This is a genomic window from Streptomyces olivochromogenes (assembly GCF_001514115.1).
GTDB lineage: Bacteria > Actinomycetota > Actinomycetes > Streptomycetales > Streptomycetaceae > Streptomyces > Streptomyces olivochromogenes.
Genome location: NZ_KQ948459.1, coordinates 265,022 through 286,935, shown reverse-complemented (window position 1 = coordinate 286,935; position 21,914 = coordinate 265,022). Strand labels below are relative to the sequence as shown.

Annotated in this window: 6 protein-coding genes; all 6 read right to left on the bottom strand. The window is 73.7% G+C overall.

The features are described 5' to 3' along the window. Positions 1-19: 19 nt before the first annotated feature. Positions 20-799, bottom strand: coding sequence for an alpha/beta fold hydrolase (locus AQJ27_RS25180; RefSeq protein ID WP_067373052.1), 780 nt, complete (start codon positions 797-799; stop codon positions 20-22). A 64-nt stretch (positions 800-863) separates the two neighbouring features. Continuing rightward, entirely contained in the window at positions 864-2,000 is a 1,137-nt protein-coding gene (locus tag AQJ27_RS25175) for an alpha/beta hydrolase (RefSeq protein ID WP_067373049.1), read from the bottom strand. Continuing rightward, positions 1,997-4,591 carry a thioester reductase domain-containing protein gene (locus AQJ27_RS25170; RefSeq protein WP_067373046.1) on the bottom strand — a complete coding sequence of 865 codons (2,595 nt, stop codon included), beginning with the start codon at positions 4,589-4,591 and terminating at the stop codon, positions 1,997-1,999. Before AQJ27_RS25170 ends, AQJ27_RS25175 begins: the two co-directional genes overlap by 4 nt. Positions 4,592-4,678: 87 nt before the next feature. Continuing rightward, complete coding sequence (locus AQJ27_RS25165) at positions 4,679-18,796, bottom strand: type I polyketide synthase (RefSeq protein ID WP_107120691.1); 14,118 nt, start codon at positions 18,794-18,796, stop codon at positions 4,679-4,681. A 219-nt stretch (positions 18,797-19,015) separates the two neighbouring features. After that, on the bottom strand, positions 19,016-20,740 hold the full coding sequence (locus AQJ27_RS25160; RefSeq protein WP_067373043.1) for a fatty acyl-AMP ligase: 1,725 nt from the start codon (positions 20,738-20,740) through the stop codon (positions 19,016-19,018). Between the two features lie 286 nt (positions 20,741-21,026). Beyond that, the gene (locus AQJ27_RS25155) at positions 21,027-21,857 is read right to left on the bottom strand and encodes an alpha/beta fold hydrolase (protein ID WP_067373040.1); all 831 of its coding nucleotides are present in this window, start codon (positions 21,855-21,857) and stop codon (positions 21,027-21,029) included. Positions 21,858-21,914: the final 57 nt, after the last annotated feature.

Here is a 21,914-nt window from a genome sequence, read left to right as displayed (position 1 = left end):
CTCGTAGGCGGTGGGCGCCTCAGGGGCGCTCGGTCAGGAAGCGGTCGATGGTCGAGGTGAGTTCCTCGGGCTTCTCCACCGGGAGTTCGTGGCCGGCGTCCAGGATGCGTACCTCCGCGTCCGGGTACGCCTTCGCCATCCGCAGCATCTGGGAGACGGGCAGCTGGATGTCGTAGTAGCCGTGGATCATGAGGGTGGGGACACGGATCTCCCCGACCCGGTCGAGGACGTCGAAGGACCGCATCGCGCCGTAGCAGGTCATGACCACCTCTCGCGGTGTGGCCGCGGAGGTCCGGATGTACTCCTTGATCTCCTCGCGCGGATACCCGGGGGCGAAGGCGCGCTGGATGTTGGTGGCGACGAACAGCTTGAACGGCACCTGCGTGGACACCGCCATCAGCAGGCCCCTCCCCCGGCTGTACGTCATCCGGCTGATCGAGTTCACCAGGACCATGCGCTCGATCCGGTCCGGGTGGCCCAGCGCCAGGGTCTGCGCGATCATCCCGCCCATCGAGTGACCGACGGGGACGAACCGTTCGACCTTCAGGTGATCGAGGACGGCGAGGACGTCCCCGGCCAGCTCCGCGATGCTCCGCCGTCCCGACCCGTCGCTCTCGCCATGGCCGCGCAGATCGACACGTATGACCCGCCGCGTCGCGGAGAAGTGCGCCAGCTGGTGGTCCCAGCGGTGCCGGTTGGCGGTCCAGCCGTGGATGAACACCAGAGGCGCGCCCGCACCGTCGCGGGGGCCCTCGTCGTCGTACGTCAGTCTGGCGCCGTCGACTTCGAGCTGCGGCATGGCTGGCCTCCTGCGGTGCGGTCCGGTTACTGACGGGTACGGTAACCGGCCGCCCGGGCCGCCGTCACCGTCGTTCGCCGAGGAATTCGAGGATGTGCCCGAACACGTCGAGGGCCGCGCCCCGGCCGAGGAACGTGTCCAGGTGTCCGTAGCCGGGAATCTCGGTGTACGCGACGTCCAACTGTGGCTGTCTGCGGGCCAGTACGTCGTGACAGAGCCTCTGGGAGTCGAGCCACAGGCCGTTCTCGCTGCCGGCGAGCAGCAGGACGGGGGTGTCGATACGGGCCGCCGCGTCCAGCGCGTTCCGCGGCAGCGCCCGGTAGCGGTGGTCGCCGTCGTGCCAGCGCACCACGGTGCGGGCCAGCTCGATGCGGCGCAGATGCGGCAGGATCCACAGCGGGGCGGGGCCCAGCAGCTCGGCGAGCCGGTGGTGGGTGGCCTCGGACAGGTGCTCGTGCACGAACAGCGAGGCGCCCGTCCCCCACGCCGAGTTGTGCAGGATCTGGCAGGTCGGATCCGGGCAGCTCGCCCCGCGCGAGGCGAGCGCGAACAGGGGGGTGTACTTCGACCAGAGGCCGGCCTTGCGGATGTCGACCGGTATGTGATCGATGCGGGACCTGAGCAGCTCCCCCGCCAGCGACATGCGCAGCGAGGTGCGGCCCGCGAGCTTCGGGGTCAGGAACACGCCCTGGGACACCACGCCCGCGAGGCCCGGGACCAGTCCGGCCGTCATGCTGAGCGACAGCGTGAGGGAGCCGACGCAGTGGGCGACCACGAACAGCGGCCGGTCGCCGATGCGGCGGCGGATGTGGGAGACGGCGGCGGGGATGTCGTACAGGGCGACGTCGTCGTACGTGTACTTCTGGCCGGTCTCGTTGTACGGCAGCCGGCAGCTGCCCCGCCAGTCGAGCAGCCAGGGCTCGTAGCCGTCGTCGAGGAGGACGTCGACCAGGTTGCGGGTCTCGGGCAGCAGGAACATGTCGGCGGACGCGGTGTGCCCGTGCAGGAGCAGCACGGCGGGGCGGTCCGTGTCGCCGCTGTCGACGCGGGTCAGGCCGAGGCGTACGCCGTCGTCGGCCCGGAAGGGGATCTCCTCGACCCGCGCCGGGTCGAGGCGGTGGTGGAGGGGGCGCAGGGTCGTGGTGCTCCTGACCTTGCGGAGCGTCGGCCTGGTGCGGGAGTCGGTGCTCCGGAGGATCATCGGTGGTGCTCCGAGGGGGTCGTGGTGCGGCGCAGGTCGAGGAGGTCGGCGGCGGCCCGGGCGAAGGGGCCGAGCAGACCGCGGCCCATCTCCAGGCCGAACCAGGCGAGCCAGGTCAGCTTGGCGGCCCGCTTCTCCTGGCTGGTCAGGCGCGGGTCGACCTTGATGCCGTCGACCTGGTCGCGCAGATAGGTGTCGGCGGGTACGACGAGCTCGCCCGCCAGGGCCGCCGGTGCGCCCTCGCGGCCGATCTCGACGGTGAGCGCCCGGGTCTGGCGCCACACGTCACGACGGGCCCGGGCGTACTTGTGGCCCTCCAGCCACCAGCGGCCGCCTTCCGCGTCACGCAACGCCAGCCGGTAGCTGAGGAGCCGGTGGCGCATACCGTGCCGCTGCGGGATGCCCTCCTCGGGCCGGATCCAGACGTCGCCGTGCTCGACGACCAGCGGTTCGGGATGCACCGCCGCGCACGTCAACTCACCGGTGACGTCAACCCGGCGCTCCTTCACCAGTTGGTACATGCTCGCGAGGGAGAGGGTGAGCGCCATCGAGCAGGGCGTGTCGGCGGGGGCTCCGACCGGGCCGACACCTCCCTCGGTCGTCTCGGAGAACCACAGGTAGGGCTGGTCGTCCTTGTGCGGCAGCCGGGCCAACCCGTCCTGGGCGAGCCGCTCGAACGTCCTCAGCTGGGCCTGGGCGTCGTAGCGGGCGGCGGGCCGCAACCCGAGCGCCTCGACGAGCGCGGCGGTGCGCTCGGCGGTGGCCGCCGGGCCCTTCAGGGTCGCCTCGCACAGTTTGAGGGCGGTGGGACTCTGCAACACCCTGTTGAGGAAGGCCAGTTCGGGCACCGGCTCGGCTTCCAGCCGGGCCAGGGCATGGGTCCGCCACTCGTCCCAGTCCTGTACGCGTACGTGCATCCCGCCGAGCGCCATGTCCCGTACGACGTCGTCGAGGGTGTTGGGTACGCCGGTCAGGTTGTAGTCGTAGCCCCACGCGTCGGGTTCGCAGACGACGCCGACCGCGACCCGGCTCACCCAGTCCACCGGTGCCGCGTTCAGGTGGTTGAAGGCCGGGACCGTACGGAAGCGGCCGAAGGCCGAGAGGAGACCGCTGCTGAGGTCCTGCGGGTTGTAGGCGCCGGTCCTGGTGTGGCCGCCGATGCCGCCGGGGCGCAGGGCCGTGACGATCAGGCCGTGGTCGCGGGCGCGTCGCAGGGCGACCTCCGCCGCCCACTTCGTCTGGTCGTAGCCCGCGACGAGGCGGTCGACGTGGGCGAGTGGGTCGTCCTCGCCCATCGCGGTGATGCCGACCTCGTTGAAGACCGCGATGGAGGAGATGTGGTGCAGCGGCTTCGGCCGGCCGGTCGCCGCGAGCTCGGCGAGGGTCAGCGTGCCGATGACGTTGCTCTGCCGCAGCGACTGGTAGCCGCGCAGGAAGTCCACGGCCGCCGCCACGCCGACGACGCTGTCCAGCTCGTGCGTGAGCGTGGTCCACAGTTCGTCGGACAGGCCGAGGTGCGGGCGCCGGATGTCGCCGGGGAGCACGGTCACCCGGCGGCGGACCTCCGACGACCAGGGCAGCTCGTACTTCTTGAGCGCCTCACCGAGCCGCCCGAGGGCCGCCTCCTCGTCGGCGGCGCGGACCAGGCAGTAGACGTGGGCGTCGCTGTGCCGCAGCAGGTCGAGGAGCATATGGCTGCCGAGGAAGCCGGTGGCGCCGGTCAGCAGGATCCGACGGGGCGGCAGCGGCTCGGGGTCGCCGGTCCAGGGCAGTCGGTCGGCGAGCGCCAGGTCGGCCAGGATCTGGTCGAGGTCCTCGGGACGGGCCGTGGAGTACGGGGTGGGGGTGACGGCCACCGCGGGGGCGGTGCGGGGGGCCGGGACGGGGAGGATGCCGGGTGCGGGCGCCGGACGGGTGCCCGCGGCGGACGGCGGAAGCGGACTTCCCACCGTGACCGGGGCCGAGGTCCCCCCGGACGTGGCTGTACCTGCCGTGTCCGGGGCCCAAGTCGTCCCGGGCGTCGGCGCTTCCGGTGCGGCCGGGGCCGAGAGGGCGGCCGTGGTGTGACTGGTGGACAGCCATCGGTGGGCGAGGCTGGTCGGGCGGGCGTCGGCGAAGACGTCGTCGAGGGCGATCTCCATGCCCAGCTCGTCCTCCAGCGCCGCGACGAGTTCCACGGCGCCCACCGAGGTGCCCCCGGCGTCGAAGAAGTCGGCGTCGGGCGACAGGTGCCCCTCGGGCAGGTGACGGCCCGCCACGGCGGCGATGGCGGCCGCCAGAGCCTCCACGTCCGGGACCACTGCCGCCGGACTCTCCACGTCCGGGACCACTGCCGCCGGACCCTCCACATCCGGGACCGCTGCCGCCGGACCCTCCACGTCCGGAACCACGTCCGGAACCGGACCCTCCACGTCCGGAACCGCTGCCGCCGCAGCGGCCACGTCGGTACCGGCCGGCGTGGGCGCCGCGGCCGTCCTCACCTTCGCCAGCAGGGCATCCACGCTCAGCCCGCCGCCGCCACCCCGCTCGATCGCCTCGGCCGTCGCCCGCTGTCCGGCGTACACCGACACGTCCTCGTTCACCTCACGCATGAGAGCCCTTCACCCCGTGACTTGTCCTTTCGCGCACTGCCACCGCTGCCACCGCTGCCACCGCTTTCACCCGTCGGCGCCGCCGGTTCACCCCTGCCGCCAGGACCGGAAGGCCCGCAGGTGTTCCGGCGTGACCACGGTCTCCAGGCGTTCGTCGTCCTGGTCCCCGCCACCGAGCGCGGCCAGCAGCCGCCGCGCCGGTACGTTGCGCGGGGTGCGCTCCGCCGTCAGTCGGACCTTGACGCAACCCAGCTCGTCGGCGCGGTCGGCCAGCCACCGCAACAGCCGTTCCTCGACTCCCCGGCCGAGCGCCCGGCAGCTCATCAGCCAGGCCAGTACGTCGAGTTGGTCGCCGTCCGCGCGAAGGGCGAGCAGCCCGATCTGGCCGTAGTCGCCGAACCGGTCGCGGGCCGCGGCCGTCCACACCTCACCGCGCTCCCGCCACCGCCCGAGATCGCCCCCGTCGGCGGACCGGGCCCGCAGGGTGAACTGGTTGGTACGGCGGACGAGTTGCTCGGCCCGCTCGACATCGGCCCCGGACAGGGCCCGGATGTCGACGTCGAGTTCCAGCTGAGCGAGGAACTCCTCGAATCCGGCCTGCGCGCGCACCGCGTCCCGGTCCCGCTCCTGTTCGTAGAATCGCGCCCGCAGCGCGTCCTCGGCCGTCGCCGCGGCCGGGACGAGCGGCCACAACCTGTCCAGGAATGCGCCCAGTTCGGCCGACGGCGGGCACGTCACCGACAGCACCTCCGGCAGCGCGGACCGCACTCCCGCGATCTCGACCGGGTTGTCGTCGAGGAACAGGAAGCTGTCCGGGCCGAGGCCGAGCGTCCGGGCCGCCTCGGCGAGCCGGCCGGACTTCGGGCCCCAGGTCGCGGAGAGCACGCTGAAGTGTTCGGCCTTGAGCAAGCTGTCCGGGCGGTCCAGGACGGCCCGTACCGTGGCCTCGTCGTTGTTGCTGACCAGTGCCAGCAGCGCGCCCGCCGCACGCCACTGAAGGAGCCGGCGGGCGAGCAGGGCACGCGGTCCGGTCAGGTCCACGGCCTCCGGGCCGATCTCCCCGGCCACTCCACCCCACAGCGTCTCGTCGCCGTCCACCGCGATCACCTTGGGCGCGGGGCGCCGTACCGCACGGACGACGTCGGCGAGGCACAGCGCCACCGCCGCCTGGAACCGCGGGGTGAAGGGGAGGTGGGCGATGCGCTCGGTCCGCTCGTCGAAGGGTTCCTCGACGGCGTGGCACCGGGTCCAGTCGTCGGGGCGGAGCACCGCGATGCCGGGCACCTCGGCCAGTTCGTCGGCGATCTCGCGCTCCCACCGCGCGAAGCGGTCCCGCGCGTGCGCGGACGGCAGGAAGCCGACGATCAGCGGCTTTCGCGTCCGTTCGGACAGGGCGCGCAGCGCGGCCGGGAACGCGGTCCGCAACTCGGCGAGCAGCACGTCGTCCACCGGGCCGAAGCGTTCCAGGTCCGCCGCCCGCAGCAGCGCCACGCCCACCGCCGCGGTGGGGTCGGCGAAGACGCCGGAGGGGTCCCGCAGGGCGGCGAGCACCTGGTGGTACGGGGCTTCCGCGACGGTCAGGCCGCCGTCCCGCGCGCCCTCCTCGACCGCGGCCTCGCACAGCAGGGGCAGATTCCCGAGGGCGAAGGTGGCGGCGAGGGCGAGCGACCGCCGCGGGGAGCGGTGAGTGTCCTCGGTCGCCGCCTCGGGCACCTCCCCCGCCGTGCCCGCCGCCGAACGGACCGCCGGAGTCGCCTCGACCACCGCACTCGGCGTCGTACGGACCGCCGGGGTCGCCTCCTCCGCCGTGCCCGCCGCCGAACGGACCGCCGCCGTCGGATCGTCCGCCGCCTCCGCGAGCAGCCGCAGGAACGCCTCCCCCAGTTCGGCAGAGGTCGCCGCGTCCAGGATGTCGAGGTTGTGGTCGAGCCGGATCCGCCCCGCGTCGGGGGTCATGGTGATCATCAGGTCGAGGTCGGAGTACCCGGTCCCGGCGGGGAGGACCTCCAGGTGGGCGAGGCGACCCGCCGAGGAGCGTACGTAGTTGAAGTACACCTCCACCAAGGGCGCGTTCGCCCGGTGCAGCCCCTGTCGGGCGAGGGTCGACAGCACGTCCGAGAACATGGCGCCCTTCGCGAGGACCCGGTCGAGGCGGCCGTCGGTGCGGCGCAGCACCTGCTCGATCCGCTCGCCCTCCCCGGCCTCGGCCGGGAACGGCACCGGCACTCCGAAGAAGCCCACCGCGTCGTATGCGTCGGCGTGGATGCGGGTGTCGACGGGCACGGCGAGCACGAAACGTTCCTTCTGCCGCATCCTGGCCAGCAGCACGGTCAGGGTGCCGAGGCAGAAGGCGGCGGGCGTGATCGCGAGCCCGCTCGCGGCGGCCGACACCCGTTCCATGAGCCCGTCGGGGATCGTCACGCTCACGCTGCCGGCCCGGTACGAACGGGTCGCCGGGCGGGGCCGGGCGAGCGTCAGGTCGAGTCGGTCGCTGCCCTGGAAGGCCTCGCGCCATGCGGTCACGCCCTCGCCGGGGGTGTCGTCCGTCTGTTGCGCCTCGATCAGGAGATCGATGTCCCGGTTGGTGACGACGTCTGCGAGCGAGGTGCCGGACAGTTCGGCGTCGAGTTCCCCCGCCACGAGCAGCAGCGACTGCAGATCGCTCACCGCGTGGTGCGCGCCGAACGCCAGGACCTGGCCCTGGGCACCGGCGTCCAGCAGCTCGAAGCGCCACAACGGAGGGTTCGCCAGGTCGAACCGCGCTTCCAGCAGCCGCCGCAGCCGGTCGGCCGCGTCGAGTTCGCCGTCGCCGGGCACGTCCGTCCAGCGCAGTACCGGCCGTGCGAGCTCCCGGTCCACCCGTAGCAGCCGCGCGTGTTCGCCGGCAGCACCGGTCACGATCGCGGTGCGCAGCGCGGCGTGCCGTCCGGCGAGACGGGTGAGGATGCCGGTGAGCGCCTCGTGGGTGGTGGGTGTGGTGAGCCGGAGGGCCAGGCCGACGGCGTGGGCCGCGTCCGGCATGCCCGGCCGGGCGCTGCGCAGCAGTCGTACGACATCGCGGGTCGCGGGCCGCAGTTCGCTCTCGGGCACCTCGACGGCGGCCTCGGGCAGCCCTGACTCGGGTCGCCGTTCCCCGGGCTGCGCGGCCGTGTCCCGTTCGGGCAGTACCTCGCCGAGCGCCCGGGCCAGGCCGCGGATGTCGGAGGCGGAGAACACGGTGGCTGCCGGGAGTTCGGCGCCCAGTTCGCGGGCGAAGGCGTTGCGCAGCCGGACGAGCATGAGGGAGTCCAGGCCGAGTTCCTTCAGGTCCGTGGTCACGGAGACGTCCACCGTGCCTTCGGAGACCTGGCCGACCCGGGCCCGTACATACACTTCGAGGCGATCCGCGCGGTCCCGTTCCGTCGTCGCCGCGAACACCCTCGCGACGAGGTCGTCCGCGCCGTCACCGCCGGTCGGTACGGTGATCAGGTCGCCGAGGATCGGACGGGTGCGGGCCGCGTCCGGGTCGTGCGCGAGGGTCTCCCAGTCCAGGGCGAGGGGGGCGAGTTGGCGGCGGGAGGTGGCCAGCACCCGTTCGAAGAGTTCGCCACCGTCCTGCGGGGAGAACGCGAGCAGCCCGGACCGGCCGGCCTCGGCGGCCCGGGTGCCGGACTCGGCGACCATGCCCACCCCCGCCCAGGCGCCCCAGTCCAGGCTCAGCGCCCGGCGGTCGGCGCGGGAGAGGTGGTGCGCCCAGGCGTCGAGGAAGGCGTTCGCCGCCGCGTAGGAACTCTGTCCCGCGGAGCCGAGGAGACCGGCCGCCGAGGCGAACAGGACGAGGCTCTCGGCCTCCGGGATCAGTTCGGTGAGCAGCGTGGTGCCGAGGACCTTGGGGGCGAGCACGCGCAGGACGCGCTCGTCGGTCAGGTTCGCCACCGTCGCGTCGTCGAGGACACCGGCCGCGTGGACGACCCCGACGATCGGCCCCGCTTCCCGTCGTACGGCGTCCAGGGCTGCGGTCAGTTCCTCGCGGTCGGCCACGTCGGCGCGGGCGAGGTGCACGGTGGTCCCGTGTTCTTCGAGACCCCTGATCCAGTGCGCGGTGTGCGCGTCGGGCTCGCCGCGGCTCAAAAGGGCCAGTCGGCGGGCGCCGCGGCGGACCAGTCGTTCGGCGACGACCCGGCCGAGGCCGCCGAGACCTCCGGTGATCAGGTACACCCCGTCGGCGGTGACCTCGCCGTTGCCGCCGTCGTCGGGGCGGGTGCGGGCCAGGCGCGGGACCAGTCGGCCCGACTCCCGCAGCGCGACGAGCCGTTCGTCGTCCGCGTGCCGCAGTTGTGTCCACAGGGCGTCGACACCGTCGGTGGGCGGCAGGTCGATCAGAGTGGCCGACAGCTCCGGGTACTCCTGCGCCACCGCGAGGCCGAAGCCCCAGGCGAGGGCCTGCTGAGGGTGCGTCACCCGGGTGCTGTCACCGGCGGCCTGGCTGCCCCGTGCGACGACGAAGAGGCGAGGGGCCCGGCCCCGCGGCCGGTCCGCCAGCGCCCGTACCAGGTGCAGCGTGCTCAGGCAGCACAGCCGGGCCGCCTCCTCGGCCGTACCGGCATCCGTGATCGCCGGGGCGTCGAGCGCGGACAGCTGGACCACCCGCTCGGGCGGACCGTCGGGGAAGGCCTCGTCCAGGAGGCGGGCCAGGTGCCGCGGATCGGCGGGGTCGAGCACGTAACGGCGGGGTCCCTCGACGCCGAACGACTCGCCCCTGCGGGCGATCACCCGCGGCACGGTCGAGCCGAGCCGCTCCTCCAGTTCGGCCGCGACGCCCGTGTCGTCGGCCAGGATCAGCCAACTGCCCTCGGCGAGCGGTCGTTGCGCGGCCGGGCGCGGCTGCCAGCGGGTCTCGAAGAGCGCGCCGTCCAGCGGAGACAGTGCGGCCAGTTCGAACTCCCGCGCCTCCAGCACCAGTTGCTCGTCCTCGTCCCACAGCCGCAGGTCCACGGTCGCGGTGTCGCCGTCCACGGAACGCAGTCGGCAGGTCGCCCACACGGGCGCCGTGCGCAGTCCGGTGAACCTCAGCTGTCCGACGGCCGCGGGCACGAACGCCCGGCCCTCGGGCGCGCCACCCGGCAGGGCGGCCGTGTGGAAGGCCGCGTCGAGGACGGCGGGATGCAGCAGATGACCGGCGGCGGGCGTGCGGGCCAGACGGCCGAAGGCGGCCATGTCCGTACGGCGGCCCTCCTCCAGCCCCCGGAAGGCGGGGCCGTAGTCGATGCCCAGGGCCGCGAGCCCGGCGTAGACCGCCGGCAGATCGATCTGCTCGTCGCACCGTTCGCGCACGGCGTCGAGCCGCTCTTCGTCGTCGGCGGCGGTTTCCGCGGTGACCGCGAGCCGTCCGCTGACGTGCCGCTGCCACGGTGCGCCGTGCCCTGCGGCGGATGTCGAGGCAATGGTGAAGTCCCGGAAGCCGTCGTCGGCCGGGCGCAGGACCAGTTGCAGCCGTACGGGCCGGTCCACGTCCAGCGGCAGCGGCTGTACGAACCTGACGTCGGCCAGCCGTACTTCGCCCGCGCCCCGTAGGGCGGACGCGGCCTCCAGGGCCATGTCGAGGAAGGCGGCGCCGGGCAGCCAGACCTCACCGGTGACCCGATGGTCGGTGAGGTAGGCGAAGCGGCTGTCGTCGAGGTCGACGTCGGCCTGGAAGAGGTGCCGGTCGGGTTCGTCGCTGGCCTCCAGGTGCGTGCCGAGGAGCGGTGATCCGCCGGCCGAGGCGGTGGCCGGGGCGGGCGCGAGCCAGTGGCGTTCGCGGGCGAAGGCGTAGGTCGGCAGGCCGACCCGGCGGCCCTGCGGGAACAGCAGCGGCCAGTCGGGCGTGTGCCCGGCCGTGTACAACTCCCCCAGCCCGCGCAGCAGTACGTCGTGTCCGTCGCTCTGCCGGCGCAGCGATCCGATGCCGACCGCGTCGATGCCGGCCTCCGCCGCCACCGCCTCGATCGACGAGGTGAGCGAGGGGTGCGGGCTCAGTTCGACGAAGTAGCGGTAGCCGTCGTCCAGCATCCGTCGGATCGTGTCCGCGAACCGGACCGGCTCCCTGAGGTTGGCGTACCAGTGGTCGGCGTCCAGCCGGTCGCCGGGGACGGGTTCGGCCAGCACCGCCGAGTACAGCGGGGTCGGTGTCCGGGCGCCCCTGACACCGGAGAAGCGATCGAGCAGCTCCGCACGGAGCGGGTCCATCAGGGGGGTGTGCGAGGCGAACGGTGTCGTCAGCGGGCGTGCGGCGATGCCCCGCTCGTCGAGGCGGTCGCGCAGCTCGGCCAGCGCGTCGGCCGCACCGGAGACGGCCGTGGACCGGGCGCTGTTGACCGCCGCGACGAACAGGCGGCCCGCGAACGGCGCGAGCAGCTCCTCGACCCGCGCGGGCGGCAGTTCCAGGGACAGCATGCCGCCCTTGCCCACCAGCGGTACGACCGCCTGCCCGCGTCCGGTCACCACGCTCACGGCCTCGTCCAGGGTGAGGGCGCCCACGCTGTACGCGGCGGCGATCTCGCCCAGGCTGTGCCCGACGACGGCGTCCGGGCGGACGCCGAGCGCGCGCCAGGCGGCGGCCAGTGAGGCGTTGACCGCGAACAGCACCGGTTGCAGGAACTCGGTGCGGCCGAGCGGGGCGAACTCCTCCGGCGCCCGCAGGGCGTTGAGCACCGACCAGCCGACCCGTCGGCGAACGGCCTCGTCGATGCGGACCAGCTCCTCGCGGAACGCCTCCGACCCGGCCATCAACTCGACGCCCATGCCGGGCCATTGACCGCCGTGCCCGGCGAAGACGAAGGCCACCTTGCCCGTGCCGTCGTCGCGGGGCGCGGCAAGGGGCGCCCGTCCGCTCGCCAACGCGTCGAGCCGTCCCAGCAGTTCGTCCCGGTCACCGGCGACGAGGGCCGCGCGCCGCTCGAAGTGGCTGCGGTGCCTGGCCAGGGTGTGGGCGACATCGAGGAGAGCGATGTCCTCGCCGGCCTTCTCGGTCAGGTGGTCCGCCAGCCGCGCGGCCTGCCCCCGCAGGGCGGCCTCGCTGCGCCCAGAAAGCACGAACAGCCGCTTCCCGGGCGGGACTTCGTCCTTCCCGTCCGCCTTCTCGACCGGCGGGGCCTCCTCCACGATCACATGCGCGTTGGTCCCGCTGATCCCGAAGGCGCTCACTCCGGCCCGTCGTGTCCGCCCGGGCGCCGACGGCCAGGCCGCCGTGTCCCGCACCAGCCGCAGCCCGCTGTTCTCCCAGTCGACGTGCCTGCTGGGCGTGTCGGCGTGCAGGGTGCGCGGCAGGGTCCGGTGGCGCAGCGACTGCACCACCTTGACGAGCCCGATCACACCCGAAGCAGCCTGGGCGTGTCCGATGTTGGACTTGAGCGAGCCCAGGTACAGGGGGTGGTCCTGCGGTCGTGAGTCGCCGAAGACCTCCGCCAGGGCGTTCGCCTCGATCGGGTCGCCCAGCGTGGTGCCCGTGCCGTGCGCCTCCACGTAGTCGATGTCGGCGGGCTCCAGCCCGGACAGCTCCAGTGCCCGCCGGATCACCTGTTCCTGCGCCGGACCGTTCGGCGCGGACAGCCCCTGGCTGCGGCCGTCCTGGTTGACGGCCGTGCCGCGCAGCACGGCCAGCACCTCGTCACCGTCGCGCCGGGCGTCGCTCAGTCGCTTCAGTACGACCATGCCGGCGCCCTCGGCCCAGATGGCGCCGTCGGCGTCGTCGGAGAACGAGCGGCAGCGGCCGGTCGGGGACAGGCCCCGCAGTCGGCTGAACTCCACGAAGGTTCCCGGGGTCACCATCACCGTCACGCCACCGGCGAGCGCGAGGTCGCACTCTCCGGACCGCAGCGCCTGCGCCGCCAGGTGCAGTGCCACCAGCGACGAGGAGCACGCCGTGTCCACCGTCAGCGCGGGGCCGCCCAGCCCCAGCGTGTAGGCGAGCCGCCCCGAGGCCACGCTCAGCGCCGAGCCCGTACCGACGTACCCGTCCAGCTGGTCGAGGCGGGACCCCGCCAGATAGTCGCTGCCGAACATGCCGACGTACACACCGGTGGTGCTGCCGGCGAGTTCGGCGGGCACGATCCCGGCGCGCTCCAGCGCCTCCCACGCCGTCTCCATGAGCAGCCGTTGCTGCGGGTCCATCGCGGCCGCTTCCTTCGGGGTGATCCCGAAGAAACCCGCGTCGAAGGACGCCAGGTCGTCGTCGTTCAGGAAGCCGCCCTCTCGGGCGTAGGACTTGCCGACGGCGTCCGGGTCGGGGTCGTACAGCGCCGCCACGTCCCAGCGTTCGGCCGGGAAGGGGCCCACCGCGTCGCGCCCCTCCGCGACCAGGTTCCACAGTCCTTCCGGATCGCTCACACCGCCCGGCAGTCGGCAGGCCATGGCGACCAGGGCCACCGGTTCGTCGGAGGCCGGCGCCGTGGCGCGTGCGGGTCGTGTGGGTCGTGTGGTGGGAGTGGTGCGGTCGCCCGCCGCGAGGGCGGTGGACAGCAGGTGCGCGGCGAGCCGGGCCGCGGTGGGGTGGTCGAAGAGTAGGGTGGCCGGGAGCTTGGCGCCGATCCGGGCGCCGATGCGGTTGCGGAGTTCGACCGCCGTCACCGAGTCCATGCCGAGTTCGCGCAGCGGCTGGTCGGGGCGGACGGACTCCGACGAGCGCAGGCCGAGGGCGCGCGAGATCTCCTCGCGGACCAGGGCCAGGACGCGTTCGGCGCGTTCGGCCTCGGGCAGCCGGGCCAGACGGTCGGCCAGAGCTTCGCCGCCGCCGCGGCCGGTGCGGGGCGCGGGCAGCAGCGAACGCCACACCGCCGCCGTACCGCCGCCCGTACTGGTCACGGTCTCGCGCAGGCGGGGCAGGTCGAGGGCCCAGGCGACCAGGTGCGGGGCGCCCTGCCGCAGGGCGAGTTCGACGAGTTCGCGGCCCTGGTCGGGGGTGAGGGCGCGGTGGCCGAGACGGGCCATCCGGTCCAGGTCGGCGTGTGCGGCGGCGAGACCCTCGCCCGCCCAGGCGCCGAAGGAGAGGGACAGGCCGGGCAGGCCCAGGGCCCGCCGGTGGTGGGCGAGCTGGTCGAGGAAGACGTTGGCCGCCGCGTAGTTGCCCTGGCCCGCGTTGCCGACGACTCCGGCGGCCGAGGAGACCAGCAGGAACAGGTCGAGTCGCGCGTCGGCGGTGAGCCGGTGCAGGTGGGCGGCGCCGTCGACCTTGGGGCGCAGTACCTGTGCGAGGCGTTCGGGCGTCAGCTCGGCGACCACCCCGTCGGCCAGGACTCCGGCGCAGTGCACGACACCGCGCAGCGGCGACTCCTCTCCGATACGGCCGAGCAGACCGGCCACGGCCGCCGCGTCCCCGATGTCGCAGGCCGCGACCTCGACCTCGGCTCCGAGCGCGGCCAGTTCGGCGGCGACCTCGGCGGCCCGCGGATCGTCCGGCCCTTGACGGGACGTCAGAAGCAGTCGTGGAACGCCGTGTTCGGCGAGCAGTCGGGCGATGTGCCGCCCGACGGCACCGAGACCTCCGGTGATCAGCACCGTGCCGTCGGTGGGTACGAGGGCGGAGCGGCCGACCAGGTCGAGGACGACCGGGGTGCCGGTCGCGTCCCGGCTACGGGCGCGGACGAGCCGCGGCGCGAGCAGAGTGCCCCCGCGGAAGGCGAGTTCGGGCTCCTCGGCGTGGGCGGCGGCGGTCAGGAGCGCGTCCGCCGGGTCGGAGTCGTCGAGGTCGAGCAGGGTCAGGCCCAGTTCCGGGTGTTCGGCGCGGGCGCTGCGGGCGAGCCCCCACAGCACGGACTGGGCGAGGCCGGGCACGGTGTCCTCGTCGACGGCTCCGACCGCACCGCGCGTCACCCACACGGTCCGGGCAGGTGCCGCGTCCTGCGGGAGGGCGATCAGGGTACGCAGTTCGGCCAGCGCCGCGGCCGCCAACTCCTGTGCCGCGGCAGCCGGTTCGGCGTCCGTCGCCGGGCGCGGCCAGAACCGTACGAGCACGTCGACGCCGCCCGTCCCGCTCACGTCCGCGCCGCCCGTCACGCTCCGGACGTGGGTCCCTGCCGCCGCGACGCCGCGCAGGGCCCCGGCGACCCCCGGGTCCGAGTGGTCGCCGAGGACGGCCCACTCGGTGCCCGACGTCTCGGCGGGCTGTTCGGGTACGGCCGTCCAGACCACCTCGTACAGGTGCCGCGCGTTCTCCGAGGCGCCCTTCAGGTCCGCCGGGTCCGCGGCCCGCAGTCGTACGCCCTCCAGACGGCCGGCCGGGAAGCCGTCGGTGTCCCACAGCGTGACGTCCAGGGTGAGGTCCGTGCCGGAGCCGCCCGTGCGTCGTACGACCGCGGTGAGGTCCCTCGCGCCGCCGGGCGGCAGGACGCACCGGCCCACCGCGACCGGGAGCAGCACCCGGCCGCCGGACGCGTCGAGCCCGGCGGCCACGTGCAGCGCGGCGTCCAGCAGGGCGGGGTGGAGGGGGTACGGGTCGGCCGTGTCGCGGGCCGTGGGCGGCAGCGAGAGCCGGGCCAGCAGTTCACCGTCGCCGGTCGTGACCGCCGACCGTACGCCCTGGAAGGCCGGGCCGTAGCCGAGGCCCAGTTCGGTGAGCCGCTCGTACGTCTCCAGGGTCCAGGCCGGTCCGGCCGCCTCCGGCCACACCGGGGGCCGATCCGCCGTCGGCGCGGCAGGCGCGGACGCGGACGCGGTGGCGTGCAGGGTCCAGCCCGTGGCCTCTTGGGTGCGCGGGCGGCTGTGCACGGTGATCTCCGGTACGGGACCGGCGGTGACCACCTCGACGGACACCTCGACCGTGCCGGAGTCGGGGAGGGTGAGAGGGCTGAGGAGGAGCAGGTCGGTGAGGTCGGCCGGGTCGTCCGGGCGGGCCACGGCGAGCGCGGCGCGGCAGAGTTCCATCAGAGTGGTGCCGGAGACGACGGTCCGGCCGAACACGGTGTGGTCGGACAGCCAGTCGGCGGTGTCCTTGGACCACTCGCCCCGGAAGGTCCAGCGGGTCTCGTCCGGCGACTGGAGCTGGATACCGAGCAGGGGGTGCGCGGCACGGTCGAAGAGGCCGGAGGCACCGGTGGTGGACTCGGGCTCGATCCAGTGGCGCCGCGGATCCCAGGCGTACGTCGGCAGGTCGGCGGGGGCGGTGTCGGTGTCGGGGACCAGCCGGCGCCAGTCGATCCGCCGTCCGTGGACGTGGAGTTCGGCGGCGGCCCGGTCCAGGCAGGCGGGCCCGTCCTCGTCGCGGCGCAGCGAGCCGACGGCGACCAGGTTCTCGTGGCCGCAGTCCTCGGCGACGGTGTGCAGGGCGGTGACGAGGGAGGGGTGGGGGCCGAGTTCGACGAAGCAGCGGTAGCCGTCCGCGGCCATGCGCTCCACGGTGGGTGCGAAGCGGACGGGCTCGCGCAGATTGGTGTACCAGTAGTCGGCTTCCAGCTCCTCGGTGACCGGCTCGCCGGTGACGGTGGAGTACCAGGCGACGGAGGTCGGGCAGGTGGTGACGCCGTCGAGTTCGTCGAGGACCGTCGCGCGGACCGGCTCGACCCGGGGGCTGTGGGAGGCGTAGTCGACATCGAGGCGGCGGGCGAAGACCTGCTCGCGGTCGAGGTCGGCGAGCAGGGTTTCCAGGGGCTCGACGTCACCGGCGATCACCGTCGAGCGGCCGCTGTTCACGGCGGCGACGCAGACCCGTCCGTCGAGGTCGGCGAGGCGGTCCTCGACCTCGGTGTGCGGGAGGGCGACGACGGCCATGGTGCCGGTGCCCGACAGCCCGGTCAGCGCCTGGCTGCGCAGGGCGACCACCGCGGCGGCGTCGTTCAGGCTGAGCGCGCCCGCGACACAGGCCGCGGCGACCTCGCCCTGGCTGTGCCCGACCACGGCGTCCGGCCGTACACCCCGGGCCCGCCACACCGCGGCCAGGGACACCATCACGGCGAACAGGACCGGCTGCACGACGTCCACGCGGTCCAGGGGCGGGGCTCCCTCGGCACCACGCAGGACGGCCGCCACCGACCAGGAGGTGAAGGGGCGCAGGGCGGCGTCGCAGCGGTCGAGTTCGTCCGCGAACACCGGTTCGCGGTCGAGCAGATCGCGGGCCATGCCGGCCCACTGGGAGCCCTGGCCGGGGAAGACGAAGGCCAACTTGCCGGTGGGGACGGCCTGCTGGGGTCCGACGACCGTATCGGTGCCGATGCTGGTGCCAGTGCCAGTGCCGGTGCGGGCGCCGGTGTCGGTGCGAGTGCCAGTGCCGGTATCGGTGCGGGTGCCGGTGCCGGTGTCGGTTCCGGTGTCCGTGCCGCTGTCGGTGTCGGTGCCGGTGTCCGTGCCGCTGTCGGTTCGGCCCTCGGCGAGTGCGCGCAGGGCGGTCAGCAGGCCGTCGCGGTCGGCCGCCCGGACGACGGCCCGGTGCTCGAAGTGCGTGCGGTGGTGGGCCAGCGTCGCGGCCACGTCGGGCAGCGCCGGCCGCGGCTGTTCGTCGAGCGCTTCGAGGAGGCGGGCGGCCTGGCCCCGGAGGGCGGGGAGGGTACGTGCGGAGAGCGGGAAGAGGGTCACGCCGGGGAGCTCCGCCGGGGGTGTCCCGGTGGCCGGCCGTACGAGGTCCCGCGGCGCCTCCTCCAGCACCACGTGCGCGTTCGTACCGCTGATCCCGAACGCGCTCACCCCGGCCCGCCGCACCCGGTCGCCGCCCCGCGGCCATGCCCGGGCCGCGCGGTGCACCCGCAGGCCGCCGCCCGCCCAGTCGACGTGCTCGGTCGGGGTGTCGGCGTGCAGCGAAGCCGGGAGCAGTTCGTGGCCGAGGGCCAGGACCGTCTTGATGACACCGCCGATACCCGCCGCGGCCTGGGTGTGACCGATCTGGGACTTGAGGGAGCCGACGCCGAGCGGCCGGTCGGCCGGGCGCCCCGGCCCGAAGACGGCGGCGAGCGCCCGGCCCTCGATGGGGTCGCCGAGCCGGGTGCCCGTGCCGTGCGCCTCGACGTGGTCCAGGTCGTCCGGGCGCAGTCCGGCCGCGTCGAGGGCGGCGCGCACCACCCGTTCCTGTGCCGGGCCGCTCGGGGCGCTCAGGCCCTGACTGCGGCCGTCCTGGTTGATGGCCGACCCCTTGACGACGGCGAGGACCCGGTCGCCGTCGCGGCGCGCGTCCGCGAGCCGCTTGAGCAGCACCAGACCGCAGCCCTCGGCCCACACGACGCCGTCCGCGTCGGTCGAGAACGGGCTGCACCGCCCGGTCGGCGAGAGCCCGCGCAGCCGGCTGAACTCGACGTGTCCGCGCGGGGTGACAAGAAGCGTCGCGCCGCCCGCCAGCGCGAGGTCGCACTCGCCGCTCGCCAGCGCCCGCGCGGCCAGGTGCAGGGCGACGAGGGAGGAGGAGCAGGCGGTGTCGACGGTGACCGCCGGGCCCTGGAGTCCGAGGGTGTAGGCGATGCGTCCGGAGGCCACGCTGGACGCCGAACCGGTGCCCACGTGCCCGTCGAGCCGGCCGAGCGCGGCCGAGGCCTGGTAGCCGCTGTCGTACAGCCCGATGTAGACGCCCGTGGAGCTGCCGTTCAGCGTGTCGGGGACGATCCCGGCGCGCTCGATCGTCTCCCAGGCGGTCCCGAGCAGCAGCCGCTGCTGGGGGTCCATGGCCGCGGCCTCGCGCGGTGAGATCCCGAAGAAGTGCGCGTCGAAACGGTCGATGTCGGAGAGGAAGCCGCCGCGCAGGGTGTACGCCTTGCCGGGGGCCTCCGGGTCGGGGTCGTAGAGCCCCCGGGTGTCCCAACGGCCCGCGGGGACCTCGGTGATGGCGTCCTCGCCGGAGGCGAGCAGCCGCCACAGCGCCTCGGGGTCGTCGGCGCCGCTGGGATAGCGGCAGCCCATGGAGATGACGGCGATGTCCTCGTCGCCGCGTACGGGCACCTCCGCGGGGGCCGCCACGCCGACGGGCGTTTCGCCGACGGGCCTTTCACCGAGGACCGCCGCGGCGAGCGCCGCGACGGTGGGGTGCTCGAAGACGAGGGACGGCTCCACGGCGCGGCCGATCCGCCCGGAGAGCTCCGCGGCCAGGGTCACCAACTGGCGTGATCCCAGGCCGAATTCGGCGATCGGCCGCTCGGGGTCGACGGCCAGTGGGTCGAGTCCGGCCGCCTCGGCGACGGCCGACGTCAGCCAGGCCCGCACGTCCTCGGAGGTCACGTCCTCGGAGGTCGTGAGGGAGATCTCGGGGAACTGCTTCGGGGACTCGCTCGCAGGCATCGGGAAAGGTGTCCTCGTGAACTCGGGTTCAGGCGGATTCCGTACGACGGGTACGGCGACCGTGGACGGCGACCGGTGGATGACGATCGGCGGACGGCGACCGGTGGACGGCGGAGGCACCGGCGCGTGGCTGAGGAACCCCTGGTGTCCGGCGGGTACGACCGGGGTGCCCCGTCGGCGCGGGTGTCCGCGCCGACGGAGGGGGTGACCTCGGCTACCTCATCTCGCGGCGGGCCCACCGACCACCGCGAGGGCGTCGGCGAGGTAGGCCGCCCGGGAGGCGTGGCGCTGGATCTTCCCGCTGGACGTCTTGGGGATGGTGCCGGGGTGGACCAGCACGACGTCACGCACCGAGAGGCCGTGGGCCTCGCCGATCGCGCTGCGGATCACTTCGGTGATCCGCTCGGAGTCGGCCGCCGCGTCCGGGGCGGTCTCGGCGACGATGACGGGCTGCTCGCCCTCGACACCGCCGTCCACGGAGAACGCGGCGGTGCAGCCCGGCCGGAGCGCCCCGTGGGACATCTCGGCGGACAGCTCCAGGTCCTGCGGGTAGTGGTTGCGTCCGTCGATGACCATCAGGTCCTTGAGGCGGCCGGTGACGAACAGCTCGCCCTCGCGCAGGAATCCGAGATCGCCGGTCCGCAGGAATCGGTCCGGACGGTCCTTCAGCGTGGCCCTGAAGGTCTCGCGGGTGGCGAGGGCGTTGCGCCAGTAGCCCTTGGCGACGCCCGCGCCGCTCACCCAGATCTCGCCGACCTCCCCCTCGGGCAACTCCTCCCGCCGCTCGGGGTCGGCGATCACCACGGTCGTACCGGGGATCGGCCGCCCGGAGCCGACGGCCGCCGCGTCCGCCGCGCCCACGTGCGGCCCCGACCCGGGGGAAGCGGCGAGCGTGGGCGGGGTGTCGACCGAGCCGCCGGTGACGATGAGCGTGGCTTCGGCGAGGCCGTAGCACGGATAGAGGGCCTCGCGGCGGAAGCCGGCCGGGGCGAAGGTCTCGGTGAAGCGCCGCAGGGTGGCGGCCCGTACCGGTTCGGCGCCGTTGAAGGCGACCTTCCACCGGCCGAGGTCGAGTCCGTCGAGGAGTTCGGGGGTGGCGTGCTTGAGGCACAGCTCGTAGGCGAAGTTGGGGCCGCCGCTGGTGTGCGGGCGGTAGCGGCTGAGGGCGGTCAGCCAGCGCGCGGGCCGCTGGAGGAAGTGCAGGGGCGAGAAGAGCGTGGCGGTGGCGCCGAGGTGGACGGTGTTCAGGACCGGGCCGATGAGGCCCATGTCGTGGTACACCGGCAGCCAGCTGACGAACAGTTCGTGGTCGTACTCCGCGAGCGTGTCCGGGGTGTGGCCCATCCGCTCGGTGATGGCCCGCTGGTTGTCCAGCAGGTTCCCGTGCGTCACCATCACGCCGCGCGGGGCGGAGGTGGAGCCGGAGGTGTACTGGAGGAAGGCGACCGAGTCGGCGGTGAGGTCGGGTTCGCGCCAGGAGTCGGCCGCCTGGTCGGGTATGTCCTCGGTGGCGACGCAGGTGATCCCGTCCAGTTCGGGCAGGTGTTCCGCCTGGGCGGCCAGGGTGGCGAGCACCTCACGGCCGCCCAGGATCACCTTGGCGTCCGCGTCGGCTATGAGGCGCTTCATACGGGTCAGGGCACGGTGGTTCTGCGACCGCCCCTGCGGGGGAAGGCCCGGCACGGCGACGACCCCGGCCGAAAGACAGCCCAGGTAGCCGGAGATGAACTCCAGGCCGGGCGGGTACAGCAGCAGCGCGCGGGATCCGGCCAGGCCGCGTTCCTGCAGCCAGGCGGCGACGGCTCGGGACCGACGGGCCATATGTCCGTACGAGATGTCCTGGATCTCTCCGTCGCAGTCGCCCGTGACGAGGTAGCGGTATGCCGTCCGCTCGGGCTGTTGCGAGGCGTGCGTGGTCAGTAAGTCGACCAGGGAACGAGCCATATGAGGAGTCTCACCTGTTCGAATGAGTGAGCGAGAGAAGTGGAGTTCGAAGGCCGCGGGGTGCGTACGCGCAGGCGCCGTGGCCGCCCGGCCCCCTTGCCGGACAGTCCGTCTCGACCAACCCGCCCGAGGAGCGGCGGCGATGCATACGCCGGCCCCTCGTGGCCCCCGTTCAGCTTGCTACTAACGAGTAACACCCTAGCAAGTCTTGTCGCCCGGATGGATGTAACCCCGGGTATTCAATAGGTAACTGGCCGATCTGGCCAATCTGCCGTCCTGCGCGCCTTCATGACGTGCCGGGAGTCGCGGGGTGTTCGAGGTGCGCGGCGAAGGCGGCGAGGTCGGCGACCACGCGGTCGGGCTGCTCCCAGTGGACGTCGTGCCCGACGCCCTCGTAGGCGATCAGGCGTGAGCCGTGGATGGCGTCCAGGATGGTCTGTTGGTCGCCGCGGGGCAGCAGGTCGTCCTGGTCACCCCAGATGACGAGGGTGGGCACCAGGATGCCCGCGAGGGTCGCGCGCAGATCGGCGTCGAGCAGTCCGCGCAGGGTCTCCTGCCAGACGTACGCGGGGACCTTGAGGTTTTCCTCGATCATCGTCTCGACGAGGCCCCTGGCGACGGGCCGGTCCAGCGCGCCGGAGACGAACTCCTCGACGAACTCCCGGGGGACGGGGTCCGAGAGCCCTTCGACGGCCTCCCACATCACGGTCACCGCCGGCTTGTCCTCGAGTGTGCCGGGTACGCCGATCAGCACCAGCCCCGAGATCCGGTCGGGATGGCTGCCCGCGACCGTCCGGGCGGCCACGCCGCCGCTCGAGGACGCGACGAGCACGGCACGGTCGATGTCGACGGCGTCCAGGAAGGCGACGAGGTCGGCGGCGTAGTCCTCGGGCGTGTAACCCTCGGACGGGCGGTCGGCGTCGCCGTGGCCGCGCTGGGTGGGCGCGTAACCGCGCAGGGCGGCCGGGAGGCGCCTGAGGAGGGGCTCGAAGGCCCACCACGAGTCACCGAGTCCGTGCACGAAGACGACGGGTGTGCCACCGGGGTAGCCGGCCTCGGCGTAGGGCAGCGTGAGTCCTTCCCGCACCTGGGCGGACTTCAGGGAGATCACGGTCACGACACCCTGCCTCCTTCGCTCCGCCGCCCGGTCGGGGAACCAGGAGCGGAGAGCGAG